19 protein-coding genes are annotated in these 21,926 nt (G+C 56.2%); 7 read left to right on the top strand and 12 right to left on the bottom strand.

All coding sequences use genetic code 11. The annotated features are described in order from the left end of the window. Nucleotides 1-53 precede the first annotated feature (53 nt). The 10 genes from AC1RKC_RS03220 to yebS all read right to left on the bottom strand — a co-directional run bounded on the left by AC1RKC_RS03220 (nucleotide 54) and on the right by yebS (nucleotide 11,933). Entirely contained in the window at nucleotides 54-293 is a 240-nt protein-coding gene (locus AC1RKC_RS03220; protein ID WP_044550237.1) for a DUF1480 family protein, read from the bottom strand. Nucleotides 294-429: 136 nt separating this feature from the next. Beyond that, nucleotides 430-1,362: a Csu type fimbrial protein gene (locus tag AC1RKC_RS03215; RefSeq protein ID WP_020826539.1), complete on the bottom strand. Its 933-nt coding sequence runs from the start codon at nucleotides 1,360-1,362 to the stop codon at nucleotides 430-432. A gap of 18 nt (nucleotides 1,363-1,380) precedes the next feature. Further along, complete coding sequence (locus tag AC1RKC_RS03210) at nucleotides 1,381-3,726, bottom strand: fimbria/pilus outer membrane usher protein (RefSeq protein ID WP_493092260.1); 2,346 nt, start codon at nucleotides 3,724-3,726, stop codon at nucleotides 1,381-1,383. Nucleotides 3,727-3,877: 151 nt separating this feature from the next. Beyond that, a complete protein-coding gene (locus AC1RKC_RS03205) occupies nucleotides 3,878-4,642 on the bottom strand; it encodes a fimbrial biogenesis chaperone (protein ID WP_020826542.1) in 765 nt (254 codons plus the stop codon). Between the two features lie 22 nt (nucleotides 4,643-4,664). After that, the gene (locus AC1RKC_RS03200; RefSeq protein ID WP_020826543.1) at nucleotides 4,665-5,213 is read right to left on the bottom strand and encodes a Csu type fimbrial protein; all 549 of its coding nucleotides are present in this window, start codon (nucleotides 5,211-5,213) and stop codon (nucleotides 4,665-4,667) included. Between the two features lie 5 nt (nucleotides 5,214-5,218). Then, complete coding sequence (locus tag AC1RKC_RS03195) at nucleotides 5,219-5,722, bottom strand: Csu type fimbrial protein (protein WP_020826544.1); 504 nt, start codon at nucleotides 5,720-5,722, stop codon at nucleotides 5,219-5,221. A gap of 2 nt (nucleotides 5,723-5,724) precedes the next feature. Next, the gene (locus AC1RKC_RS03190; protein WP_020826545.1) at nucleotides 5,725-6,264 is read right to left on the bottom strand and encodes a Csu type fimbrial protein; all 540 of its coding nucleotides are present in this window, start codon (nucleotides 6,262-6,264) and stop codon (nucleotides 5,725-5,727) included. 279 nt (nucleotides 6,265-6,543) lie between these two features. Continuing rightward, nucleotides 6,544-7,980 carry a 16S rRNA (cytosine(1407)-C(5))-methyltransferase RsmF gene (rsmF, locus tag AC1RKC_RS03185; RefSeq protein ID WP_046373771.1) on the bottom strand — a complete coding sequence of 479 codons (1,437 nt, stop codon included), beginning with the start codon at nucleotides 7,978-7,980 and terminating at the stop codon, nucleotides 6,544-6,546. Nucleotides 7,981-8,086: 106 nt separating this feature from the next. Further along, complete coding sequence (locus AC1RKC_RS03180; RefSeq protein WP_046373770.1) at nucleotides 8,087-10,717, bottom strand: PqiB family protein; 2,631 nt, start codon at nucleotides 10,715-10,717, stop codon at nucleotides 8,087-8,089. Then, nucleotides 10,686-11,933, bottom strand: a complete 1,248-nt coding sequence (gene yebS / locus AC1RKC_RS03175; RefSeq protein ID WP_261448489.1) for a membrane integrity lipid transport subunit YebS — start codon at nucleotides 11,931-11,933, stop codon at nucleotides 10,686-10,688. The genes AC1RKC_RS03180 and yebS overlap by 32 nt, the downstream gene beginning before the upstream one ends. A 244-nt stretch (nucleotides 11,934-12,177) precedes the next feature. Between yebS and AC1RKC_RS03170 the strand changes: the two genes are divergently transcribed. From AC1RKC_RS03170 to htpX, 5 genes are all read left to right on the top strand, one after another. After that, complete coding sequence (locus tag AC1RKC_RS03170) at nucleotides 12,178-12,675, top strand: GAF domain-containing protein (protein ID WP_046373769.1); 498 nt, start codon at nucleotides 12,178-12,180, stop codon at nucleotides 12,673-12,675. 95 nt (nucleotides 12,676-12,770) lie between these two features. Then, a complete protein-coding gene (gene proQ / locus AC1RKC_RS03165) occupies nucleotides 12,771-13,481 on the top strand; it encodes an RNA chaperone ProQ (RefSeq protein ID WP_020826550.1) in 711 nt (236 codons plus the stop codon). Between the two features lie 19 nt (nucleotides 13,482-13,500). Continuing rightward, entirely contained in the window at nucleotides 13,501-15,537 is a 2,037-nt protein-coding gene (gene prc, locus AC1RKC_RS03160; protein WP_020826551.1) for a carboxy terminal-processing peptidase, read from the top strand. A 99-nt stretch (nucleotides 15,538-15,636) separates the two neighbouring features. Further along, a complete protein-coding gene (locus tag AC1RKC_RS03155; RefSeq protein ID WP_493092135.1) occupies nucleotides 15,637-16,020 on the top strand; it encodes a DUF4260 domain-containing protein in 384 nt (127 codons plus the stop codon). 407 nt (nucleotides 16,021-16,427) lie between these two features. Further along, nucleotides 16,428-17,306, top strand: coding sequence for a protease HtpX (gene htpX, locus AC1RKC_RS03150; protein WP_020826553.1), 879 nt, complete (start codon nucleotides 16,428-16,430; stop codon nucleotides 17,304-17,306). 49 nt (nucleotides 17,307-17,355) lie between these two features. Here the strand turns inward: htpX and AC1RKC_RS03145 are convergent, their stop codons facing one another. Further along, the gene (locus AC1RKC_RS03145; RefSeq protein ID WP_261286690.1) at nucleotides 17,356-18,750 is read right to left on the bottom strand and encodes an MFS transporter; all 1,395 of its coding nucleotides are present in this window, start codon (nucleotides 18,748-18,750) and stop codon (nucleotides 17,356-17,358) included. A gap of 211 nt (nucleotides 18,751-18,961) precedes the next feature. On the opposite strand from AC1RKC_RS03145, the gene kdgR reads away from it, so the two are divergent. Next, on the top strand, nucleotides 18,962-19,753 hold the full coding sequence (kdgR, locus tag AC1RKC_RS03140) for a DNA-binding transcriptional regulator KdgR (protein ID WP_020826555.1): 792 nt from the start codon (nucleotides 18,962-18,964) through the stop codon (nucleotides 19,751-19,753). Between the two features lie 74 nt (nucleotides 19,754-19,827). Here kdgR and phnR read toward each other — a convergent pair whose 3' ends face one another. Then, nucleotides 19,828-20,547: a phosphonate utilization transcriptional regulator PhnR gene (gene phnR, locus AC1RKC_RS03135; protein ID WP_122079031.1), complete on the bottom strand. Its 720-nt coding sequence runs from the start codon at nucleotides 20,545-20,547 to the stop codon at nucleotides 19,828-19,830. Nucleotides 20,548-20,816: 269 nt separating this feature from the next. Here phnR and phnW point away from each other — a divergent pair, with 269 nt between their 5' ends. Next, on the top strand, nucleotides 20,817-21,920 hold the full coding sequence (gene phnW, locus AC1RKC_RS03130) for a 2-aminoethylphosphonate--pyruvate transaminase (protein WP_493092136.1): 1,104 nt from the start codon (nucleotides 20,817-20,819) through the stop codon (nucleotides 21,918-21,920). Nucleotides 21,921-21,926 lie beyond the last annotated feature (6 nt).

The raw sequence follows: 21,926 nt of genomic DNA, 5'->3' as shown, positions 1-21,926 counted from the left end.
AAAACGCGCGTTGTTCCCAGCGAAACAGCGCGCGTTCTCAGATATTCCATCATTCAATCCAACCGCATTACCCAGGCATCGGTCTGGCGATCGTAATGCTGCTTATACAGCAGCGATTGCTTGCCATCGAGTATTGCCGGGATGCTGGTGTGCTCATCCCAACCGTCTAACTGCATGCACAAATCGGGATCCGACTTGCAAGGTATCGCCAGTGTACTGACCTGCTCGGGCGAGGAGGACAAATGTGCGTCATCAACCTCGAAACTGCCTATTTTCACCACGGTTTTGCCCATTGGAACTCCTTGCTTGCTGTGCTGGTATGAGGTGTGACCAGTTGGGTCATCTTAATCAGCATAGCTAAATGAGCAAAAAATGCCACATAAAAAATACAAACTGGCAACATGAGCATTCAGCGGCTAGCGCAGGGGCTTAATACTCCACGACAAAACTCAGGTTGTCCTGGTAGGTGCCCACCGGCACTTCGGTTTGCGCCTGGTTGATTTGCGCCAGGTAGGGAATGCTTTGCGCCAGCCCTGTGCCAGAGCCTGCTTGCTTGTTAGCGCTGTTCCACACCGTGGTGGTGTTGGGCAGGTAAATTTGATACTGCAGATAGTTGCTGGTGCCACTTTTCATTCGCCGCCATCCGGTGACGGGGTTATTACCATCGGTAAAGTAGGTATTGTACCCCTCGGTTTTAGTGCAGGTGAGGGTGATGCTTTGGTTCACCGGATTAAACTGACCGACCAATGCCATGCTGCCGAAATTGACGTTTTGCGCGGTACCCAGCAAACAATCTTTGGTGATCGTCAGGCTGATGTTCACGGTGCTGGGCTTATTGGTGCCGTCCCACCAGATGCAAAGCCCAATCAGACCCAGGCCGCAGATATGGTAATTCCATACCAGGTTGACGGTATCGGTATAGGTACCTGCGCGCACGTTAGCCCCGGCGGTAGTTTTGATATACAGCGGGAAATTGACGTTGGGCGAGATCAGGATCAGCGTTAACAGGTTCAATGAACTGTAATCAATGGTTTGTCCGACGCTGTAGGGATATTGGTAATTCGCATCGGGGTAAATCAAATAAGGAATCTGATCGCCGGAACCGTCGGTATTAGCCAGCGCCATATTGTGGGTGGTCGAGTTGATTTTAACCGTCACGGTGTTTTGCGTCAGCAGCGACAGGCCAAGGCCGCTGCAGTTGAGCCCGGCGGTACCTTGAGCGCTGAGCGAACCGTTGTAGACGGCAAAAGAGCTGCTGCCGGGCAGCGTCACGGCACCGTTGGTGGTGGTACAGTCGGCGAGCGCCTGGCGGGCTGTGAGCAAGAGCAGCGCCAGCAATAACGCCTTGGTTCCACGGATCATATTTGTCTCCATAATGAGTTACTGGCAAACGATCGGACCGATGCTTTGGATACCCTGGGTTTTGGTCAGGTTGAATTGCGCCTGGCAAGGGGCACTGCCGTCTGCCGGGATAACGCTCAGCCGGTTTTGCAATTGCACCGGATCCACATACACCATGCCATCCCAACCGACGTAGCTTTGCTGTTTGCTGCCGATAACGGCCACTTCACTGCCATTAGCCAGTGGTTTGCCCTGGGCGTCGACCAGCTTGACGTCGGCGGCGGAAATGTGCTGGATGGGAAAATCGACCAGAAAACCGCTGTGATCGCGGATTGCCACGGTCTTCTCTACCGTGGGAACCGCCACGTCTGCAGGCAGGTTGAGCGGATCGATTTGGAATTTGGCGTGGTAGTAGGAAGTGACGGTTGGCACCAGCAAATAGCCCTTGGCGTTGGTCACCCCGATTAACTGATTTTCATAGCGGACCGGGATGTCCGGGTAGCCCTCGGTAGAGATCAGGGCGAAGGCGTCATTGATGGTGTTAGTGGCATACAGGTCGCCTTTCATCGCCACCAGCGAGCCGCTCACTTCGCCCCAGCGGGTATAATCATTGCTGTTGCCGTACATCCCGCCGCGGGCTTCGAGCAGGCGGGTACGCCAGGTGATATCGGCCTGGCTATAGCTGTCGCTGCTCTGTCCGTCCGCATAGGCCAGGTTCCAGCCCAAACCACCGTCGGTCGGCGCGGCACGGCTGTAGCTGACGCGTTGGTTCCAGCGATTGTTGTTGTCACGAGAGGCGCTGACGCTGGCGGTACCCCAACTGTCGAAGGGAATGGACAGTTGCAGTTGGGCGCTGTAGCCGCTGCTGCCGATTTCACGGTTCACTGATGCATACAGACTGGTATTGCGCCACAGCGAGATGCTGTAGGAGAAGTTGACCAGACGAGTGCGTTGGCCAATGGCGTCACGGACATCGAAATAGCCGGCGCCAATGCTACCGAATCGGTTCAGACCGATACTGCCGGTCAGTTGATCGGTACGGCGGCTCAGACGATAGTCACTTTTATACACCGAAATATCACCGAAGCCGGCACTGCGCAGGATGCGCTGAGCATTCAGACTGTAATAGCGGTTGCTGTAGGTGTAGCCGATGCTGCTTTGATCGCCATGATTGGAGCTGTATTTATAGACCGGCTGCGGATCGGGCTGCGGGATAGGTTGACCGGTCAGGGGATCGTAGTAGTTGGGTTGTTGCGAAGGTTGATAATCGTTAAAGGCATTATCGCTGGCCTGGCTGTAGCTGTACGAGGCATTGAAAACGCCCCATTGACCAAGGCGAATATTCGCACCTGCGCCACCCACCGCCAATTCCGCTGCGCCTTCGGCGCGGCCTTCCAGAGTCAACCAGTCAGTGACACCGTAACGTCCGCTGCCGCTGGTCACCCACTGGCCATAATCTGCAGAGCTCATGCCATAATTGCGTCGCAGGGCACCGGCGGACAGGCTGAAATCGCTCATGCCGGTCTGCAACAGGTTACTGGCGACATAAAACGGCACCACGGTACTGACTTGTCGGCCCAGTGCATCGGTGGTGACCACGGTGGCTTGGCCCGCGCCGTTAATGTAGGGCACGGTATCCAGGGTGAAAGGACCGGGGTTAACGCTGGTGCTGCTGTTTTTATAGCTGTTGATATACAGATCGACGCTGCTGGGCAGTGCCGCCTGGCCCGAGAACTGCGGTAGCGGATAGGTGATCAGGTCTGGCCGGGAAGCAAAATTACGCGCCAGCTGGACGCCGCCGATACGCACCGAACTGCTCCAGGTCAGGGCGCCGGTGGTGAGATCGCCGGCGGTATAGCTAAGCAGGCGGTCATCATCATTGTAGCGCCACTGACTGTCGTAGCGGATATAACGGTTGTCCTGCTCACTGTTGGCGGAGGTGTTAAAGCTGCCGCGGAAAATACCGGTGTTCGACACCACGCCAAAGCCATCGAACAGCCGTTGTTCTGTCCAGGCAGAAAGAGAGCCCGGCTGGCCGTTGGCGCTGCTTTGGCTGGCGTACAAATCGTAATTGAACAGCAGGCCGAGACTGCTCTGCGCCGGCAGGCGATCCAGTGGGTTCTGAGCGTTGAATTTTTGATTGGGTAGCCAGTCGTTGGGGACGTTGATCATCAACTGTTGGGTTTCACCGCTGTAGGTGACGTCCACTTTCTCTAATTGGTCGACGGCAATTTCTTTCGCCTGTTTATCCGCTACCGGCAGGCCGGCGTCGAGCAACTGCTGTGGTGTGAGGTAATAGTGGCCGCCGCGATAGGTCACTGGCACCACTTTCCCGGTCTGACGACCATTGACCACCGGCTCCAGATACAGGGTGGTATCCGGCATGCTGATGGCGCTGGGCGGCGGCGGCAGATCGTCGGCGCAAGCGTACGGTAGCCACGGCGTGGCCACTGCGCACAGTACGGCGAATGCTAACGGCTTCAGCCCGAACCCGTTACGCCTGGGGGACGGTATCCTGGTTAACGGCACATCAAGCTCAATAAGCGGTTAAGGTTATCGGCTGTTTGTTATCGTTGACCGTGGCTTGCAACTGACCGCTGCTGAAACTGCCCGATGCCGGCAGGGCAAAGCGCATCTGCGAACCGGGCAACACATACCCCATCAGACCGGCATTAAGCGTTTTTCCCTGCATCGTCACTTTGGAGATACGCGCATGTACGATGCCCTGGTTGCGCACCTCCAGCCAACGTTGGCTACTCTGTTGCAACAGACGGTAGCTGAGCTGCGGCTGGTTGGCGGTGGCGTAATCGCGCGGTTTTTCTGAGTCTTGCTTGGTCCAGACCCCTTTACCGCTGACAAACAACGGGACTGAATAGCGCATCTGGAATTTCAGCCCCATCTGCGCCCCTTCTGGCGCGGATTGACTGCCTGAATCTTTTACCGGGACTTCATCAATCAGAATACGGTAGGCACGCTCCTGCCCGGCGGGCGGCGGGGTTTGTTTAACCAGCCGGATCAGTTGGCGTTTTCCTGGTGCAATTGAGGCAACCGGCGGGCTGGCGATGACTTCGCTTTGGTTGCTGTAGTCGTCTTTACCGGCGGTCTGTTTCCAGCCGAGCACCCGCACTTGCATATAGACCGGCTTGCTGTCCCGATTTTCCAACCATAGCGCCGTCGCGGGTTGTTGATCTTCAATCACTGGATCGATGGGCCAAATCAGGATCGACGCGGCGGCCAGAGCCTGTTGTTGGCCGACAATCAGCAGCGCTGCCGTCAGTGGCAGTCGGAAGGGTATGCGCATGGCTAAATCCTTATTCAAAATACTAATAAGTGACCGTCAGTAAGACCGTATCGCTGTATGTGCCACTGGTGGGCAGGGTACTGGTCGAGAACAAACGGGCATAAACTTTTATTTCCTGGGTGCTACCGGTCGCGGCGACGACCTCTGTGGTGCCGCCGTTACTGCCATCGCCCCAAATGGTGGAATAATTACTGTCCTGGTAAAGCTGATAAATCAGGGTCTCGGGGGTCAGGGTATTTTTCAATTTGCGCCCGGCGGAGATAGAACCGGTGACATTGTTGCCGATGCCAAGCGCCAACGTGACGCTCAGACCTGGGTTGCAGCGAAACAGCACGGAACCGGCCCCCGAACTGGAAACTATGCTGATATTGCTGGCTAACGAGGAGATCTGTCCAAAGTTGAGGTTGCCGAAGGTGGTGACATCGCTGCTGCCGCTGCCCAAAATACAGCCTTTCACTACCGTCGCGTTGACGGTAAGCGCCTGGGTTTTTTGCTGATCGTTGACACCCGTGTCGCCCAGTACCGGCGGCGTTATCATCCAGAGCAGTAAACCACCGCTTAAAATACGCATTACCCTTACCAATTGATGGTGACCTGCACGGTGTCGGTGTAGCTGCCGATCGGAGGAGTGGATTGCACCGGGATCATGCCATACACCGGTAACCAGTTATCCTGACCGTTGGCGGTTTGCGATACTCCGGTCAAATTATCCCAAATGGTGCTGTGGGCGCTGGTGGTATACAGGTTGTAGTTCACCTGTTGGCCAGCGGCACTTTTCAGGTAACGGGCCGCGGTGTTACCGCTTTGCCCGCCGCCCAGCAGGACGTTGTAACTGGTGCCGTTGTTGCATTTGACACGAATGGCGCCCGCGTTTTGTTGCCCGGCAATACTGACGTTGGTAGTGAGGAAATAGACCGTACCAAAGTCCAGCGAACCAAAGCTGACATTGCCGCCCGAGTTGCTGCCTGCTTCACAGGCCTTCAACAAGGTGGCACTGACGCCGATGGTGGCGGTTTTGCTATCCGCGTTCACCGCCAGGCTCAGCGTCAGCAACCCAAAAACAAAAAGGGCTTGCCGCACTGTTACCAGGTTACCGTCATCGTCACGGTATCGTTGTAGGTGTCAGGATCTGGCGTAGTGGCCGCCGCCGGGACACGACCATAGACAATTAATGGAACCGCTGCGCCGGTACCGGTGCCGGTCAGGGCATTGGCGCCGCTAGACCAGGCGGTAGCGCGGGCCGAATCCTGATAGAGGTTGTACTTGATCAATGCGCCGGCCGTACTGGCCATTTGGCGTTGGTTACCGGCACCTACGTGCAGACCGTTGTTCAACGCCACGGTATAGGCGGTGCCTGTAGTACAGGTCAGCGACAGGGTACCTGCACCGCCGGAACCGGTTGCGCTGGCGTCAATAATGTTGGACAGGGAAGAGTAAGTCCCGAAGCTAATGGCGCCAAAGTCGTTGGCGCTACCCGCGCTGTTTCCACCGCCGACTACGCAACCCGCGCCGATGGTTAAGGTTACGCCCAGGTTGCCCTGAATAGTGCCTGCTGCGTTAGCTGCGCCGTTTGCGCACAGCAGGGTGGCTACCGAGGTCAATGCCATCAGAGTTTTTTTCATATTAGTTTCCTTGCTGTGTAAGGGAGAACCCCACAAAAGCGCCGCCCGGAACCGGGTTAAACGCATTAATTTATTTACAGTTTAATTAATAGAATAAGAATGCTGAATTGTCTTGGTCAGGAGCCAAAAATTATCTTTATTTTTGAAAGGTGTCGGTATATTTGGCAAGTCGGGAGGATAATGCCGAAAAGGGTAAATGATTAGAATAATAATATTCCCCTATCGGAATATTATTAGCGCCATTAACTGGCCGGCATTTCCCGGCCAGTTTCAGCGCATCTACTGATGAAAATCCAACGCGCCGTCGCGAACCAGTTCGCGGGGCAGATTATTTTTTATCCGGCTGCCGATGCGTTTAGCGATCCCCAGTGGCTGTTGCTGATAGGTCACAATACATTCATCGGTCAGCGGCGGTGAGTCCGGGTATAGGTCGCGGCCGTGATACCACTCCTGCGCCAGTGTGGCATCCAGCTCAAAGCGCTGCTTACCGTCAGCCGCCGCCAGCGCGATCACCGCTTCGTGCTGCCAGCGATAGCCCTTGGTGAAGCGTTCGGCCAGTTTCAGCCCAATGCGGGAAAAACGTACTTTGTTGACGAACGTTTCCAGCTCGGCGGGGAACAGCCAAATCTCTTTATCGCGCGCCCACAGGCGGCTGGTTTCATCCCAGACCAACCCGGAAGCAGCGGCGGCCTGGGCGATTTCAGCAGAGTCCTTGGCGGAAAGCGGCGCGAACGGGAATTTGCCCAGCTTATAGCTTGGTTTCGCCAACGCGGGCACGGAGTGATGTTTGCGCAGGCGGGCCACGAAAAAGCCTTCGCTGTCGTAGATCTGTGGGAACACGTGCAGGAAGCCTTCGGCGGTCAGGGCCTGTTTGGCGCCTGGGAACAGTTCGCCCAATGGCTCGACGCTGACCGCGTCGCCATAGGTCGCCAGCAACCCGTTGACGATCTGCTGGTTTTCCTGCGCGTTGAGCGTGCAGGTGGAGTAGACCATGACGCCACCCGGTGCCAGGGCATGGAAGGCGCTGTCGATCAATTCGCGTTGCGTCTCGGCGATGGAGGCAACGCTCTCCGGCGACCAGTTGCTCATGGCGTCCGGATCTTTGCGTACTACGCCTTCACCGGAGCAGGGTGCATCCAGCAGAATGGCGTCGAAGCTTTCCGGTAGTGCGGCGCCGAATACCCGCCCGTCAAAGTGGGTGAGCGCCGTGTTTTTAACCCCGCAGCGGCTGATGTTGGCATGCAGCACCTTGACCCGGCTGGCGGAATATTCGTTCGCCACAATGCCACCCTGGTTGTTCATCAAGGCCGCAATCTGAGTGGTTTTGGAACCCGGCGCGGCGGCGACGTCCAGCACCCGACGTGGCGTTTCCCCTGCGGCGAACAGTGCGCTGACCGGCAGCATCGAGCTGGCTTCCTGAATGTAAAACAGGCCGCTCAAGTGTTCCGCCGCGCTACCCAGCCGCAGTTCCTCGTCTTTGCGTTCGATCCAAAAGCCTTCCGCACACCAGGGGATCGGCTCCAACTGCCAGTCGTAATCCTGCACCAGCGTCAAAAAGTCGGCAACGCTGATCTTCAGCGTATTCACTCGCAGGCTGCGGCGCAGCGGGCGTTGGCAGGCGGCAATAAAATCGTCCATCGACAGGTCGGCGGGCATGATGGCACGCGTCGCGTCGAGAAAGGCGGGCGGCAAATAAACGGAGGCAGGTTTGGCCACGGGGTGAGCTCTCTGGCAGCTGTCAAAATAAGGGCGGAAGTTTACCACAAAGCTGGAAACAGTAGGGGCCCAGCATTGCTGAGCCCCTGAGAAGGTGACTTATTTTTTACTCTTTAGGGATGGCGGTGCCCCAGTCTCTCCAGTCCTTAGGTTCCTCCGCATTCAGCATAAAGTGCTTGTGCGGCGTGGCCTTAGGCGCCAGCGGAATGCTTGGCGGGGTGGCGAAAGCAATGCCGCCGCGAATGAACTGCTGGAAGGTGCCGCTCTTGATCACGCCGCCGGTCAGGCCAAACTGCAGGTTATAGCCGGAGGCTTGCCAGAACACGCTGTTGTTGCGAACCAGATATTGGTATTTCTTGCTGATGCGCAGCGCCACGTGGATGCGATCGGACATGGCCCCCAGATAGAAACCGGTGACGGTGCCCACTTCCACGCCGCGGAACAGCACCGGGGTCCCAATCTGCAGCGAGCCGGTTTCGGCCGCGTCAAGGATCACGCTTAGACCGTCCAGATAGCGCGAGTCGGTGATGCTGGCTTCCTGTAGCTCAAAGCTGCGCAGCTCGCGCCCGCGACCCGGTTCCACGTTGATATAAGGTTGCAGCAGGGTATCGAGGTTGCTGACTCCGGCGGCGGAAATCTCCGGCGAGACAATCGAGAATCGACTGCCCAGGCGTGCGAAGGTCTGGACGTATTCCGGATACAGCACCGCCTTGGCCAACACTTCATTTCGCTCTGGCGCCAGCTTCAACGAATCTACCTGGCCGATATCGATGCCGAGATAGCGCAGCGGCATACCCGGCGACAGTTTGCTGGCGTCGTAGGTTTTCAGGATGATCTGGCTACCCACCGCGCGGGCGGCGGTTTCCGTGGCGTACAGTACGCGTTTGGCGCCTTTGTCCAGCGTCACGCCCTGCAGGTTGTCGAAACTTATGGCGCCTTTCAACGCGCGGTTAAGCGGGGATGCCTGTACCGTCAGACCGTTGCCGTTCAACTGCACCTTGGCACCGCCCTCGGCCCAGAAGATGCTTTCACTGGTCAGCAGCTTGCGGTATTCCGGGCTGATATAAACATCGACTTCAAACTCGTTGGCCTTGGGGCGCACGTTAACAATTTCGCCCACCTGGAATTTGCGGTACAGCACCACCGAACCGGCCTGCACGTCAGGCAGGCTGACGGCGTTCAGCGTCAGGGTCGGCGTTGGGCTGTTACCGACGATGCCGGCTTCGGCCTTTTCGGTATTGCCGTACAGAGGATACTGGCCTACTGGATCGCCTTTGCTGCCGGGGATGATGCGCACGCCGCCGTCCAGCCATTCCTGCGCGCTGGCACCCAGCACTTCCATGCCATCGAGCCCCAGCTTGACGTCGACGCGGCTGTTGACCACGAACTTGCTGTCTTTATGCAGCAGGCGGCGATATTGGGCTTCCACGGCGGCGGTGAATACCACGCCGCTGTCGGTCAATGCGCGGCTCATTATTTGGCCGACCTTGACGCCATGAACCACTAGCGGCTGGCCAACGTCGATGCCATAGCTTTGCGGCGCGTTGAGCGTTACGGTCAGCACGCCCGGCTGTTGCAGTAGGGTTTCGCTGCTGTCCAGCACGTTGAAGTGCTGCTGCGGCTCGCCTTCGCCCGGCACCAGCTCCAGCGTATTGCCGGTCAGCAGCTGGCTGAGTTTAGCGTCGTTAAGGCTCAAGCGCGGGCTGCGCATGACGATCCGCGTACCGCTGCGCATTAAATCCACCACCGACGGATCGATGGTCAGTTCGCCGGTGACCTTACTGTCTTGTTCCAGCGTCAGTTTGGTCAAAGTACCTACCTGCAGCCCCTGATAAATCAGCGGCGTGTGATTTTCACTCAGGCTGTTACCGCTGGGCAAATCAAGCGTAATGTTAACGCCACGCTGGCTGTGCGCCAGATCCGGGTAGAGGGTATAACTTTGATCGGCCTTGGCCTGTTGACCGTCGAGCGGTGAATCAAAAGCGATGGCGCCGTTAACCAGCGCGGCCAGGCTTTCCATCTGCACCGAGGCGCCCGACAGGCTGAAATCGCCCTTAAAGCCGGAAACGTTCCAAAAACGGCTGTTGCCCTTCACCAGATTGGCAAAGCGGCGATCGATCAGCACATCGATAGTGACGCCTTTATTCCCTTCGGAGATGGTGTAGTCATACACCTTGCCGACCGGAATTTTGCGGTAATAGACCAGCGAGCCGGTATTGAGCGACCCCAGATCGTCGGCATGCAGGTGAATCATCAGCTCGCCGGTGTTCAGCCGGTATTTGGGCTGAGTATCGAGGGCGGTGAAGTGGGTTTGCGGCTGCCCGCTGCCCGGCATCATGCCAATGTAGTTGCCGCCGACCAGCGCATCCAGGCCTGACACGCCCGCCAATGAGGCTTTTGGCGTAACCAGCCAAAATTGGGTGCCGTCGCGCAACGAGTCTTCCAGATCGCTCTTGATGCTGGCTTCGACCACGATGCTGCGCAGATCCTTGCTTAGGCTGATGCTCTGTACGGTGCCGACTTCTACCCCTTGATAGCGCACCGGGGTACGGCCAGCGACGATGCCTGCCGCAGACTGAAAATCAATGGTCACCGTGGTGCCGCGTTCCTGGAAATTGCTATAGACCAGCCACCCCGCAATCAGCAGGGCAATAAACGGCAGTAACCAGAATGGCGAAATGCGGCGCTTGTTTTTGACCCGCGCTTCAGTCGGTGTATTCGGCGTTTCCTGTTGCATGTGCATCCCAAATCAATCGGCTATCCAGCCACTCTACGGCAAGAATAGTTAAAATAACCGCAGACCCAAAGTAAAAGGCTGCCGGTCCCATAGTAAAAGATAACAACTGGTCGCGGTTCACCAGCGACATCATCAGTGCAATAACGAACAAATCGAGCATTGACCAGCGGCCGATCCAGGTCACCAGCCGCAGCAAGCGAATGCGCGTTTTCAGGCTGTGCGAGGTTTTGAAATGGATACTGAACAATATCGTGATCAGCACAAGGACCTTGGTAAAGGGCACCAGCACGCTGGCGATAAAGACGATGGCGGCGATCGGCACATTGCCGGAGCTTGCCAGTGACACCACCCCAGAGAATATAGTGTCTTCCATCCGGGCGCCATTGGCGTAAATGATCGATATCGGCAACAGGTTGGCCGGGATCAGTAAAATCATTGCCGCAATCAGCGCCGCCCAGGTTTTTTGCAGGCTGTAGGGCTGACGGTGACACATGGGCACATGGCAGCGCGGGCAGCGTCCGCGCTCATCGGGATAACCGGTGAAATGGCACGACAGACAAATATGCAGTGCCGTCGGCGGGCCCTCTGGTTGCTCTTGCGGGTAGTAGCGTTCCCACAGCTGTTCCAGATTGACGTGGATCAGCGTCAGAATACTGAGCAGGGTGAGTGACAGGTAGGCGATCAGGGCGCTGCCGGCCTGGATATCGGCATACTCTTTGACCTTGATGGTTGCCACGGCCATGCCAATCAAATAAATATCGAGCATCACCCACTCTTTTAACCGTTCCAGCATCAGCAGTACCGGGCGCAGGTTCATGCCCAGCGCATGGCCGAAACGCAGGTACAGAAGTGACAGCGCCAACGTCAGTGGAGCACCTATGGTGCAGAACGCCACCATGCTGGCGGTGATAGGATCACCCTGGCGGCTCATCTGCCAGATGCCTTCCAGCAGGCTGGCGTCGATACGTACGCCCAGCAAGCGGATGCTGATCAGCGGTTCGCTGAAGGCGAAGGGCATCAGCAGCAACATGGTGACCGCCATGGCGGTCAGTCGAGTCATCGACCAGTCGCGTCCGCTGACCACCTTCGCATCACAACGCGGGCAGTAGGCTGCCTGTTTACCGCTGAGCGGCGGCAACACAAACAGCAGGTCGCATTCGCAACAGCGCTGGTGGCGTGCTTTGGAAAGTGGGCCGGTGATAGCGTGTATTTTCATCATGAGAAAAGCTGCCCTATAGCTCGCCGCAACAGTTAGCGTAGCTGAAAAATAAATCTGTCCGTGCTCATCGGTTCAAGCGCCGGGCGGCAAAACAGGGTTTCAGACCGGCAAACATACCTTGCCCGGTAGGGTTTTGTGAAGCAACAGATGATTAACCTTGTGGCTATAGGCATTTAATGCTTATTTTATAGGGCTTAAGATTTGGGCTTCTGGCCATCTTCACGGTATTAATGGTTAACACATGACAAAAGAACAATTCTACGCGGAATTAAAACGTGATTTGTGCGCGCTGCTTGACGGGGAAACCAACTTTATCGCCGCGTTGTCCAACGCCAGTGCGTTGATCAACGAGCGCCTTGATGACGTCAATTGGGCCGGTTTTTATCTGATGGACGGTGCGCAATTGGTGCTCGGTCCGTTCCAGGGGAAAATCGCCTGCGTACGTATTCCGGTAGGTAAGGGCGTGTGCGGGACTGCCGTGGCGGAAAACCGCGTGCAACGTGTTGGTGATGTCCATGCTTTCCCAGGCCATATCGCCTGTGACGCAGCCAGTAATGCAGAAATTGTGCTGCCGCTGAATGTTAGCGGTCAGATTATCGGCGTTCTTGATATCGACAGCACAGTTTATCAACGTTTCGACGAACAGGACGAAAGGGGCCTGGAAGCAGTGGTGGCGGGGCTTTGTGCGCAGCTGGAACAGTGTGATAGTGCGAAATATGTCACTGTGACAGCAAGTTGATCTACGGTTAACGTGGCATTTACCGATGGCGTCATTATAATGACGCCTGTTCATGCCTGCGCTGGTTGGCAAACCCGTTGTAATCAGGAAATTTCATGGAAAATCAACCTAAGTTGAACTCTAGTAAAGAAGTCATTGCTTTTCTTGCCGAGCGTTTTCCGCTCTGCTTTAGCGCCGAGGGCGAAGCTCGCCCGTTGAAAATCGGTATTTTTCAGGATCTGGTCGAGCGTGTTCAAGGGGAAGAGAACCTCAGCAAAACGCAATTGCGTTCTGCCCTGCGCCTGTACACCTCTAGCTGGCGTTACCTGTACGGCGTCAAAGTTGGCGCGCAGCGCGTCGATTTAGACGGCAACCCGTGCGGTGAACTCGAACAGCAGCATGTCGATCATGCCCGCCAACAGCTTGAAGAAGCGAAAGCGCGCGTTCAGGCACAGCGTGCCGAACAAAACGCCAAAAAACGTGAAGCTGCCGGCGAATCAGCCGATGCGCAACCGCGTCGTCCACGTCCAGCCGGTAAAAAACCTGCTGCACGTCGCGAAGGCGGAGCCGCACCGGAGAACCGCAAGCCACGCCCACAAACTCGCCCACAGCCCGCTCGTCAACCTCGTGAAGTCAAAGAGGAAAGCCAGCAGCGCCATGTGCCAGTCACGGATATCTCTAAACTGCAAATTGGCCAAGAAATCAAAGTCAGAGCAGGCAAGAGCGCGATGGATGCTACCGTACTCGAAATCGCTAAAGATGGCGTACGTGTGCAGCTCTCTTCCGGTCTGGCGATGATTGTGCGCGCAGAACACTTGCAGTTCTGATACGGAGGCCAACCAAGGCATGAACAAATTTGTCAGATTAACAGCAGTCGCGGGTCTGTTGTGGGCGGGCGTCAGTTACGGAGCGGACACAGCCAACATCCGCATCGATCAACTGCCCCAGCTTAAGCAGGAACCGCAACATGCAACGGTGAGTGAGCGCGTAACTTCGCGCTTCACTCGCTCTCATTACCGCCAGTTTGCCCTCGATGCGGACTTTTCAGGCAAGATCTTCGATCGTTACCTGAATATGCTGGACTACAACCATAACGTGTTGCTGGCCTCCGACGTGGCGCAATTCGCCGACAAGCGCAACCAGCTTGGCGAAGAGCTGAAAAGCGGTAAGCTGGATACGCCATACGCGCTGTACAATCTGGCCCAAAAACGCCGTTTTGAGCGTTACACCTATGCCTTGTCGCTGCTGGAAAAGCCAATGAGCTTCACCGGCAACGACACTATCGATCTCGACCGCAGCAAAGCGCCGTGGCCGAAAGACAAGGCCGAACTGGACAGCCTGTGGGATGCCAAAGTCAAATATGACGAGCTGAACCTCAAACTGACCGGCAAGACCGACAAGGAAATTCGCGAAACGCTGACCAAACGCTATCAGTTCGCCATCAAGCGCCTGACGCAAAGCAACAGCGAAGACGTATTCCAACTGGCGATGAATGCCTTCGCGCATGAAATCGACCCGCATACCAATTATCTGTCCCCGCGCAATACCGAACAGTTCAACACTGAGATGAGCCTGTCATTGGAAGGCATCGGTGCAGTGCTGCAGATGGATGACGACTACACCCTGATCAATTCCATGGTACCGGGTGGCCCGGCGGCGAAGAGCAAGGCGATCACCGTGGGTGACCGTATTGTCGGCGTTGGCCAGGCGGGTAAACCTATGGTCGATGTTATCGGCTGGCGTCTGGACGATGTGGTTTCGCTGATCAAAGGGCCGAAGGGCAGCAAAGTGCGCCTGGATATCCTGCCTGCGGGCAAAGGTACCAAAACCCGTGTGGTCACACTGACCCGTGAGCGTATTCGTCTGGAAGATCGCGCGGTGAAGATGACCATCAAGACCGTCGGCAAAGAGAAAGTCGCGGTGATGGACATCCCAGGCTTCTACGTTGGCCTGACCGATGATGTGAAAGTTCAGTTGCAGAAGATGGCCAAGCAGAACGTCAAGAGCCTGATCATCGATCTGCGCACCAACGGCGGCGGCGCGCTGACCGAAGCGGTATCACTGTCCGGTCTGTTCATTCCGAGCGGTCCGGTGGTGCAGGTGCGTGACAACAACGGTAAGGTGCGTGAAGACGCGGACACCGACGGCGTGACCTACTACAAAGGGCCGCTGGTGGTACTGGTTGACCGCTTCAGTGCCTCTGCTTCCGAGATCTTTGCTGCGGCGATGCAGGACTACGGCCGCGCGCTGATCGTCGGTGAACCGACCTTCGGTAAAGGCACCGTCCAGCAGTACCGTTCGCTGAACCGCATTTACGACCAGATGCTGCGTCCGGAATGGCCTGCGTTGGGCTCGGTGCAATACACCATTCAGAAGTTCTACCGCGTGAATGGCGGCAGTACCCAGCGTAAAGGCGTAACCCCGGATATCCTGATGCCGAGCGGCATTGATCCGGCGGAAACCGGTGAAGCCTTTGAAGACAATGCGATGCCGTGGGACAGTATTAATGCGGCGACCTACACCAAAACCGGCGATCTGAAGCCTTTCGATCCTGAATTGCTGAAAGATCACGAGCAGCGTATCGCCAAGGATCCTGAGTTCCAGTACATCGCGCAGGATATCGCCCATTACAAGGCGCTGAAGGACAAGCGCAACATCGTTTCACTCAATCTTGCCCAGCGTGAGAAAGAGAACCACGATGATGACGCTACCCGTTTGCAGCGCATTAATGACCGCCTGCAGCGCGCCGGTAAAAAGCCGTTGAAGAAGCTGGAGGATCTGCCGAAGGATTACCAGGAGCCCGACCCATACCTGGATGAAACCGTGCATATCGCTCTGGATCTGGCGCACCTTGAACAGGCGCAGCCAGCGGCAGCGAAGTAACGCAGCCAAGCACCAAAAAGAAAAACGCACCTTCGGGTGCGTTTTTTAATGGCCGCAGTCAGGGCCCCGACTCGAAATTAAACGTTTTGTGAGGTCACGATGAGCGACTTAAGCCCGCCAATGCGCGCTGTACTCCGTTTTGAGGCCGTGCTGGTGTTGATACTGTCCGTGGTGATATACCACGGACAACACTACAGTTGGGGATTGTTTGCCGCCTGTTTCCTGATCCCCGACATCTCTTTTCTGGCCTATGTATTGGGTAAAAAAGCGGGGGCCATCGGCTATAACCTTGCCCACTCTTATATTGGACCCGCGTTGTGCGGCCTGGTATTTGCGGGAACCCAACAGCCACACTGGTTGATGGCGGCGTTGATTTGGGGCGCGCATATCGGTTTTGATCGAACCTTGGGTTATGGGCTGAAATACGCTAGCGGCTTTGCAGATACCCATCTGGGCGGGCTGGGACGTAAACCACAGCGTTAAAATACCGCCCCCTCGAAGTGTGAGGCCGGTGTGCAGTCCGCTTTCTTGCGATTACGTAAGCCCAGTCGCCGCCGGCGAGGAAATAGATCAGGGAGCGACGGTAAGGGTAGCGCTTTGTGACGTAAATCTTACCGGCTGGGGCTGGCGGACACTTTGCTTCCTGTGCAGGGGACGGAATTTTGTTCGGTTGATCGGATTGGGTCGCAGATAAAATTCCCATAAAAACTCGCCGCTTTACGCAACAATCGTTTACAATTTGAGGAGTATTGCTGAAGCGCCGTTTTTGTAAAGTTTCGTATTTTTAGTAGGTTAATGGCGTACAACTCTTGAAACTGTGATGAATGCCCATACGATCTAGGGTATCCAAGGCAGCGTTTTGTTAACATTTATGAGGAAGTAAACATTTTATGATGCGTATAGCTCTGTTCCTGCTCACCAACCTGGCGGTGATGTTGGTTTTCGGGCTGGTGCTCAGCCTGACAGGAATCCAATCCAGTAGCGTTCAGGGCCTGATGATCATGGCCGGTCTGTTCGGCTTCGGCGGTTCTTTTGTCTCACTGCTGATGTCCAAATGGATGGCGCTGCGCTCCGTTGGCGGGGAAGTGATTGAACAGCCGCGTAACGAAACCGAAAACTGGCTGCTGGAAACGGTACGTCGTCAGTCGCAGCAGGCGGGCATTGCCATGCCGCAGGTCGCTATTTATCACGCACCGGACATTAACGCCTTCGCCACCGGCGCGCGTCGCAACGCTTCGTTGGTCGCCGTCAGTACCGGTCTGCTGCAGAGCATGAGCCGTGACGAAGCGGAGGCGGTTATCGCCCATGAAATCAGTCACGTCGCTAACGGTGACATGGTGACCATGACGCTGATTCAGGGTATCGTGAACACCTTCGTGATCTTTATCTCGCGCCTGATTGCGCAGGTGGCCGCCGGCTTCCTGGGTAACCGTGACGGTGAAGGGGAAGGTAACGGCAACCCGATGATCTATTTTGCCGTGTCGATGGTGTTGGAACTGGTGTTCGGTATCCTGGCCAGCATCATCACCATGTGGTTCTCGCGTCACCGTGAGTTCTACGCCGACGCAGGCTCAGCCAAACTGGTGGGCCGCGAGAAGATGATCGCGGCGCTGCAACGGCTGAAAACCAGCTATGAACCGCAGGAGGCAGGCAGCATGATGGCGTTTTGCATTAACGGCAAATCCAAGTCGTTCAGCGAACTCTTCATGTCTCACCCGCCGCTCGATAAACGTATCGAAGCGCTGCGTTCAGGCCAGTACCTGAAGTAACCCAAAGAACGTAAAAAACCCCGGCTTGCCGGGGTTTTTTTTATGCCTGCTATTTGGCTTGCTCACGGTTTTCTACCGCTTGCGCACGCGGTTGGGTAATGCGCAGGCTGCTGACTGCCGCCGCCAGCGTGGCAAAGGTACCGGCCAGAATCAACGAAGCGTGGGTACCGGAAGTGGGGAACAAATTGAACATCAGTGCCACCAGTGCGGCACCGGAAGTCTGCCCCAATAAGCGGGCGGTACCCAACATGCCGCTGGCGCCGCCGCTGCGGTTGCGCGGGGCGGCGGAAATAATGGTGTGGTTATTGGGCGATTGAAACAGCCCGAAGCCGGCGCCGCACAGCACCATGCGCCAAATGATATCCAGATCGGAAGGGTTATGCGGCAGCAATGCCAGCAAGAATAACCCCAATGCAAACACCGCCAGGCCGATACAACCCAATAATCCGGCGTGGATCCGCTCCACCAGCCGCCCGGCCAATGGTGCCATGACGATAATCGCCAGCGGCCAGGGGGTCAGCAACAGCCCGGTGGCGACCTCATCGCGGCCCAGCGTCCCTTGCAGAAAGAAAGGTAACGAAACCATCGCCAGCATTTGTGCGGTAAAGGAACAGATTGAGGTGCCCATCGACAGGGCGAAAATCGGGATACGCAGCAGGTCTACCGGCAGCAGCGGAAATTCCTGGCGCAGCTGGCGGCGGACAAAGAAGAAGCCAATGACCAGCAGCGCGGCGATTTCACTGAAAATCAACGTCAGGCTCTGGCCCTGGGCAAAGCCACTGATGGCGGTGATCAGCAGCCCGAAAGTCAGGGCGTTCATCACCGCACTGGTTGGGTCGAAACGCTGATTGGTGCTCTTCTGACTATTGGCGGGAAGATATTTCATCCCCAGCAGCAACGCCACAATGCCGATCGGCAAGTTGATGGCAAACAACCATTGCCACGAGGCCACCGAGAGGATTGCCGCTGCCACCGTGGGCCCGGCGGCCGAAGAAAAGGCGACAATCAGCGAGTTGATGCCCATACCGCGTCCGAGAAAACGTTGCGGATAGATAATGCGGATCAGTGCGGTGTTGACGCTCATGATGGCGGCGGCGCCAAACCCCTGAAGCACGCGAGCAATAGTCAGCGTCGTCAGCGAGTCGGACAGTGCGCAAAACAGTGAGGTCACGCTGAAGACCAGCAAACCGGCCTGATAGATGCGGCGATAGCCAATCAGATCGCCGAACGAGGCCAGCGACAACAGGGAAATGGTGATGGCTAACTGATAGGCGTTCACCACCCAGATGGAGCTGGCCGGGCTGGCGTTCAGATCGCGGGCGATAGTCGGCAGCGCCACGTTGGCGATTGCGCCATCGAGCACGGAAACGGTAATGCCGAGGGCAATGGCGAGGATTGCCCCATAGCGCTGCGGGACGGGGAGGCCGTCGGTACAAGAACGCATGTTGATCTCGAAGGTATTAATCCGGGGGAGTATTACCATGCTAATCATGTTCGTCTGCGATTGCATCCACAGTTTTCCGTTCAATTGTAATAACCGATGAGATCCCAGCGTGCATTCAGCCCAGCCCGATTGCGTGTCTTCTGCGGTACCGCGTATACTGAAACCCTTGTTCAAATTTCTTAAAACACAAAAGCTGGGTAGGATTTTGACTATGGTGAACGCAGATCCAGATAAACAACCGGATGCGGTTTCCTCCGTGCTGAAGGTATTCGGTATCTTGCAGGCGCTGGGCGAGGAGCGTGAGATTGGCATTACTGAGCTTTCCCAGCGGGTGATGATGTCCAAAAGTACCGTATACCGTTTTCTTCAGACCATGAAGTCGTTGGGCTATGTGTCGCAGGAAGGGGAAACGGAAAAATATGCCCTGACGCTCAAGCTGTTTGAACTGGGTGCCAAGTCGTTGCAGAACGTCGATCTGATTCGTATTGCAGATGTTCAAATGCGTGAACTGTCGAATCACACCCGGGAAGCCATTCACCTTGGGGCGCTGGACGAAGACAGCATTGTCTATATCCATAAAATCGACGCGCAATATAACCTGCGCATGTATTCACGCATCGGTCGGCGTAACCCGTTGCACAGTACCGCGATCGGTAAAGTGTTGTTGGCGTGGCGCGATAGGGCGGAAGTGGCGCAAATTCTGTCGCAGATTGAATTTACCCGCAGCACGCCGAACACCCTGACCGATGCCGGGGCGCTGCTGTCGCTGTTGGATCAAGTGCGTGAACAGGGTGTGGGTGAGGACATCGAAGAGCAAGAAGAAGGGCTGCGCTGTATTGCGGTGCCGGTATTTGACCGCTTTGGCGTAGTGACCGCCGGCCTGAGCATTTCGTTCCCGTCGATTCGTTACTCTGAAGATGCCAGGGCAGATTATGTCAAACGTCTGCACACCGCCGCACGCAACATTTCTGAGCAAATGGGCTATCACGACTACCCGTACTGATCCCGTCAGTTGACCAAATCAAGGGCGCAGCCATTTACCGGCGGCGCCCTTTTTTGTTTGGCACAGTGCAGAGATCACAGCGTATCGACCTCAATGCGCAGGCTGTCATGTCGCCAGTATTCGATATCAAAATCGAGAATTCGCCCGTGCTGGTCGTAGTTTAACCGACGTAGCAGCAGTGCGGGCAGGCCAACCATTGCGCCCAACGCAGTGGCGGCGGCGTATGGCAGGGCGGTAGGGTAAAACGACAGGTGCATCCGGTGGTAAATCAAATTGTACCGTTGCTGATAAATCTCGGTCAGGCTGCCGTTAAGATCCTGGTTGAGCAATTCAGGCACCCGCTGCGGCAGGCAGTGGTTCTCGCAATAGCAAATAGCCCGGCCGTCGGCATAGCGTACGCGGCGCAGCAGATAAATTGGGTCATTTGGCTCCAGCGCTAATGGTCGCATTACGTCGAGTGGCACCGCGGTTTTTTCGGCGGACAACAGCTCAGTGCGCGGCGTGCGCCCCTGCTCCTGGCACAACCGGTGGAAGTTGGTGTTCTGCGTCGGATCCAACCACAACCTTTCCGGCGTAACAAACCAACCCCTGCGGTCGGCGCGGTAGATGGCACCGGTGGCTTCCAACTGCGCCAGGCTTTCCCGTACGGTGACACGAGTAGTAGAGAAAATGGCGCACAGTTCACGTTCGGAAGGCAGCTTATCGCCGGCCTGCAGCGCGCCGCGAGTGATACGCGCCTGTAGCTGTTCCTTGATTTGCAGGTAGTGGGGCAACTCACCCAGATGTTCTTTCATTTCATCTCGCTATGGCATTAGGGCACGCGCTCATTATATACCCGTCATACTTCAAGTGGCTTGGGTGTTAGCTGCCTTCACTCACCCCAGTCACTTACTTGAGTAAGCTCCTGGGGATTCACTCAGTTGCCGCCTACAAGCAACTCGAATTATTTGGGGTATACATGCCCAGATGAATTTTTTGTTTCACCTGCGGTTGGCGTTTGACCCGAAGGCCGGGTTGCGGTCAGTATAATACTCATCTGGTATAGACCAATTGGGTGAATGAAATGTCTGAGCACGATTATTTGCTGTTAACCCCTGGCCCGTTGACCACCTCAAAAACGGTGAAGGAAGCGATGCTGTTCGATAGCTGTACCTGGGATGAAGATTACAACCTGGGCGTGGTGCAGAACATTCGTCAGAAGCTCGAGGCGCTGGCGACTCGGTCAACGGGGTACACCTCAGTGTTGTTGCAAGGCAGCGGCAGTTTTGCGGTCGAAGCGGTATTGGGCACGGTAATGGGGCCGCAGGACAAATTGCTGATCGTCAATAACGGCGCTTATGGTGCGCGGATGCTCGAAATGGCCCGGTTGATGGACATCAATCACTATGCGTTCAACTGTGGTGAAGTGAATGAGCCGGATGTTGAGGCGATGGAGGCGGTATTGAAAGGCGATGCAGGCATCAGTCATATCGCCATGGTGCATTGTGAAACCACCACGGGAATGCTGAATCCGCTGGAGCGTGTCTCAGGCCTGGCGGCGCGAAATGGCAAAACCCTGATCGTGGATGCGATGAGCAGTTTCGGCGGTATTCCGCTGGATGTTGATGCGCTGGGCATTGATTATCTGATCAGCTCGGCCAATAAATGCATTCAGGGCGTGCCGGGTTTCGCCTTTGTTATTGCCCGCCGCAATGAGCTGAATAAGTGCGCTGGGCGCTCGCGTTCGCTGTCGTTGGATCTGTATGCCCAGTGGCGCTGTATGGAAGATAACGCCGGCAAATGGCGCTTTACCTCGCCGACGCATACGGTGCTGGCGTTTGCTCAGGCGCTGCGCGAGCTGGAGCAAGAAGGGGGGATCGATGCCCGCCACGCTCGTTACCGGGCAAACCAGCAGCGGCTGGTGGCTGGGATGCGCGCGCTGGGGTTCGAAACCTTGTTGGAGGATGATTTGCACTCGCCTATCATCACCGCGTTCTATTCCCCGAAGGCCGACACTTACCGTTTTACCGAGTTCTATCAGCGCCTGAAACAGCAGGGCTTTGTCATCTATCCGGGCAAGGTATCGCAGAGCGACTGCTTCCGCATTGGCAATATCGGCGAAGTTTACCCGCAGGATATCGAACGTTTGCTGGCCGCGGTCGGGCAGGCAATGTACTGGAAGCAATGAGGATGA

The organism is Serratia sp. GW822-FHT06E05 (genome assembly GCF_058799445.1).
The sequence above is the reverse complement of the archived record's forward strand: the minus strand, read 5'-3'. Positions and strand labels throughout refer to the sequence as shown.

Bases quoted from the DNA above. Each gene is read 5' to 3' on its own strand.
- AC1RKC_RS03210 (WP_493092260.1), bottom strand. From the start codon at position 3,726: ATGCCGGATACCACCCTGTATCTGGAGCCGGTGGTCAATGGTCGTCAG.
- yebS (WP_261448489.1), bottom strand. From the start codon at position 11,933: ATGAAAATACACGCTATCACCGGCCCACTTTCCAAAGCACGCCACCAG.
- AC1RKC_RS03200 (WP_020826543.1), bottom strand. From the start codon at position 5,213: ATGCGTATTTTAAGCGGTGGTTTACTGCTCTGGATGATAACGCCGCCG.
- phnW (WP_493092136.1), top strand. From the start codon at position 20,817: ATGTCTGAGCACGATTATTTGCTGTTAACCCCTGGCCCGTTGACCACC.
- AC1RKC_RS03190 (WP_020826545.1), bottom strand. From the start codon at position 6,264: ATGAAAAAAACTCTGATGGCATTGACCTCGGTAGCCACCCTGCTGTGC.
- AC1RKC_RS03145 (WP_261286690.1), bottom strand. From the start codon at position 18,750: ATGCGTTCTTGTACCGACGGCCTCCCCGTCCCGCAGCGCTATGGGGCA.
- AC1RKC_RS03215 (WP_020826539.1), bottom strand. From the start codon at position 1,362: ATGATCCGTGGAACCAAGGCGTTATTGCTGGCGCTGCTCTTGCTCACA.
- htpX (WP_020826553.1), top strand. From the start codon at position 16,428: ATGATGCGTATAGCTCTGTTCCTGCTCACCAACCTGGCGGTGATGTTG.
- prc (WP_020826551.1), top strand. From the start codon at position 13,501: ATGAACAAATTTGTCAGATTAACAGCAGTCGCGGGTCTGTTGTGGGCG.
- kdgR (WP_020826555.1), top strand. From the start codon at position 18,962: ATGGTGAACGCAGATCCAGATAAACAACCGGATGCGGTTTCCTCCGTG.
- phnR (WP_122079031.1), bottom strand. From the start codon at position 20,547: ATGAAAGAACATCTGGGTGAGTTGCCCCACTACCTGCAAATCAAGGAA.
- AC1RKC_RS03205 (WP_020826542.1), bottom strand. From the start codon at position 4,642: ATGCGCATACCCTTCCGACTGCCACTGACGGCAGCGCTGCTGATTGTC.
- AC1RKC_RS03155 (WP_493092135.1), top strand. From the start codon at position 15,637: ATGAGCGACTTAAGCCCGCCAATGCGCGCTGTACTCCGTTTTGAGGCC.
- AC1RKC_RS03180 (WP_046373770.1), bottom strand. From the start codon at position 10,717: ATGCAACAGGAAACGCCGAATACACCGACTGAAGCGCGGGTCAAAAAC.
- AC1RKC_RS03220 (WP_044550237.1), bottom strand. From the start codon at position 293: ATGGGCAAAACCGTGGTGAAAATAGGCAGTTTCGAGGTTGATGACGCA.
- AC1RKC_RS03170 (WP_046373769.1), top strand. From the start codon at position 12,178: ATGACAAAAGAACAATTCTACGCGGAATTAAAACGTGATTTGTGCGCG.
- proQ (WP_020826550.1), top strand. From the start codon at position 12,771: ATGGAAAATCAACCTAAGTTGAACTCTAGTAAAGAAGTCATTGCTTTT.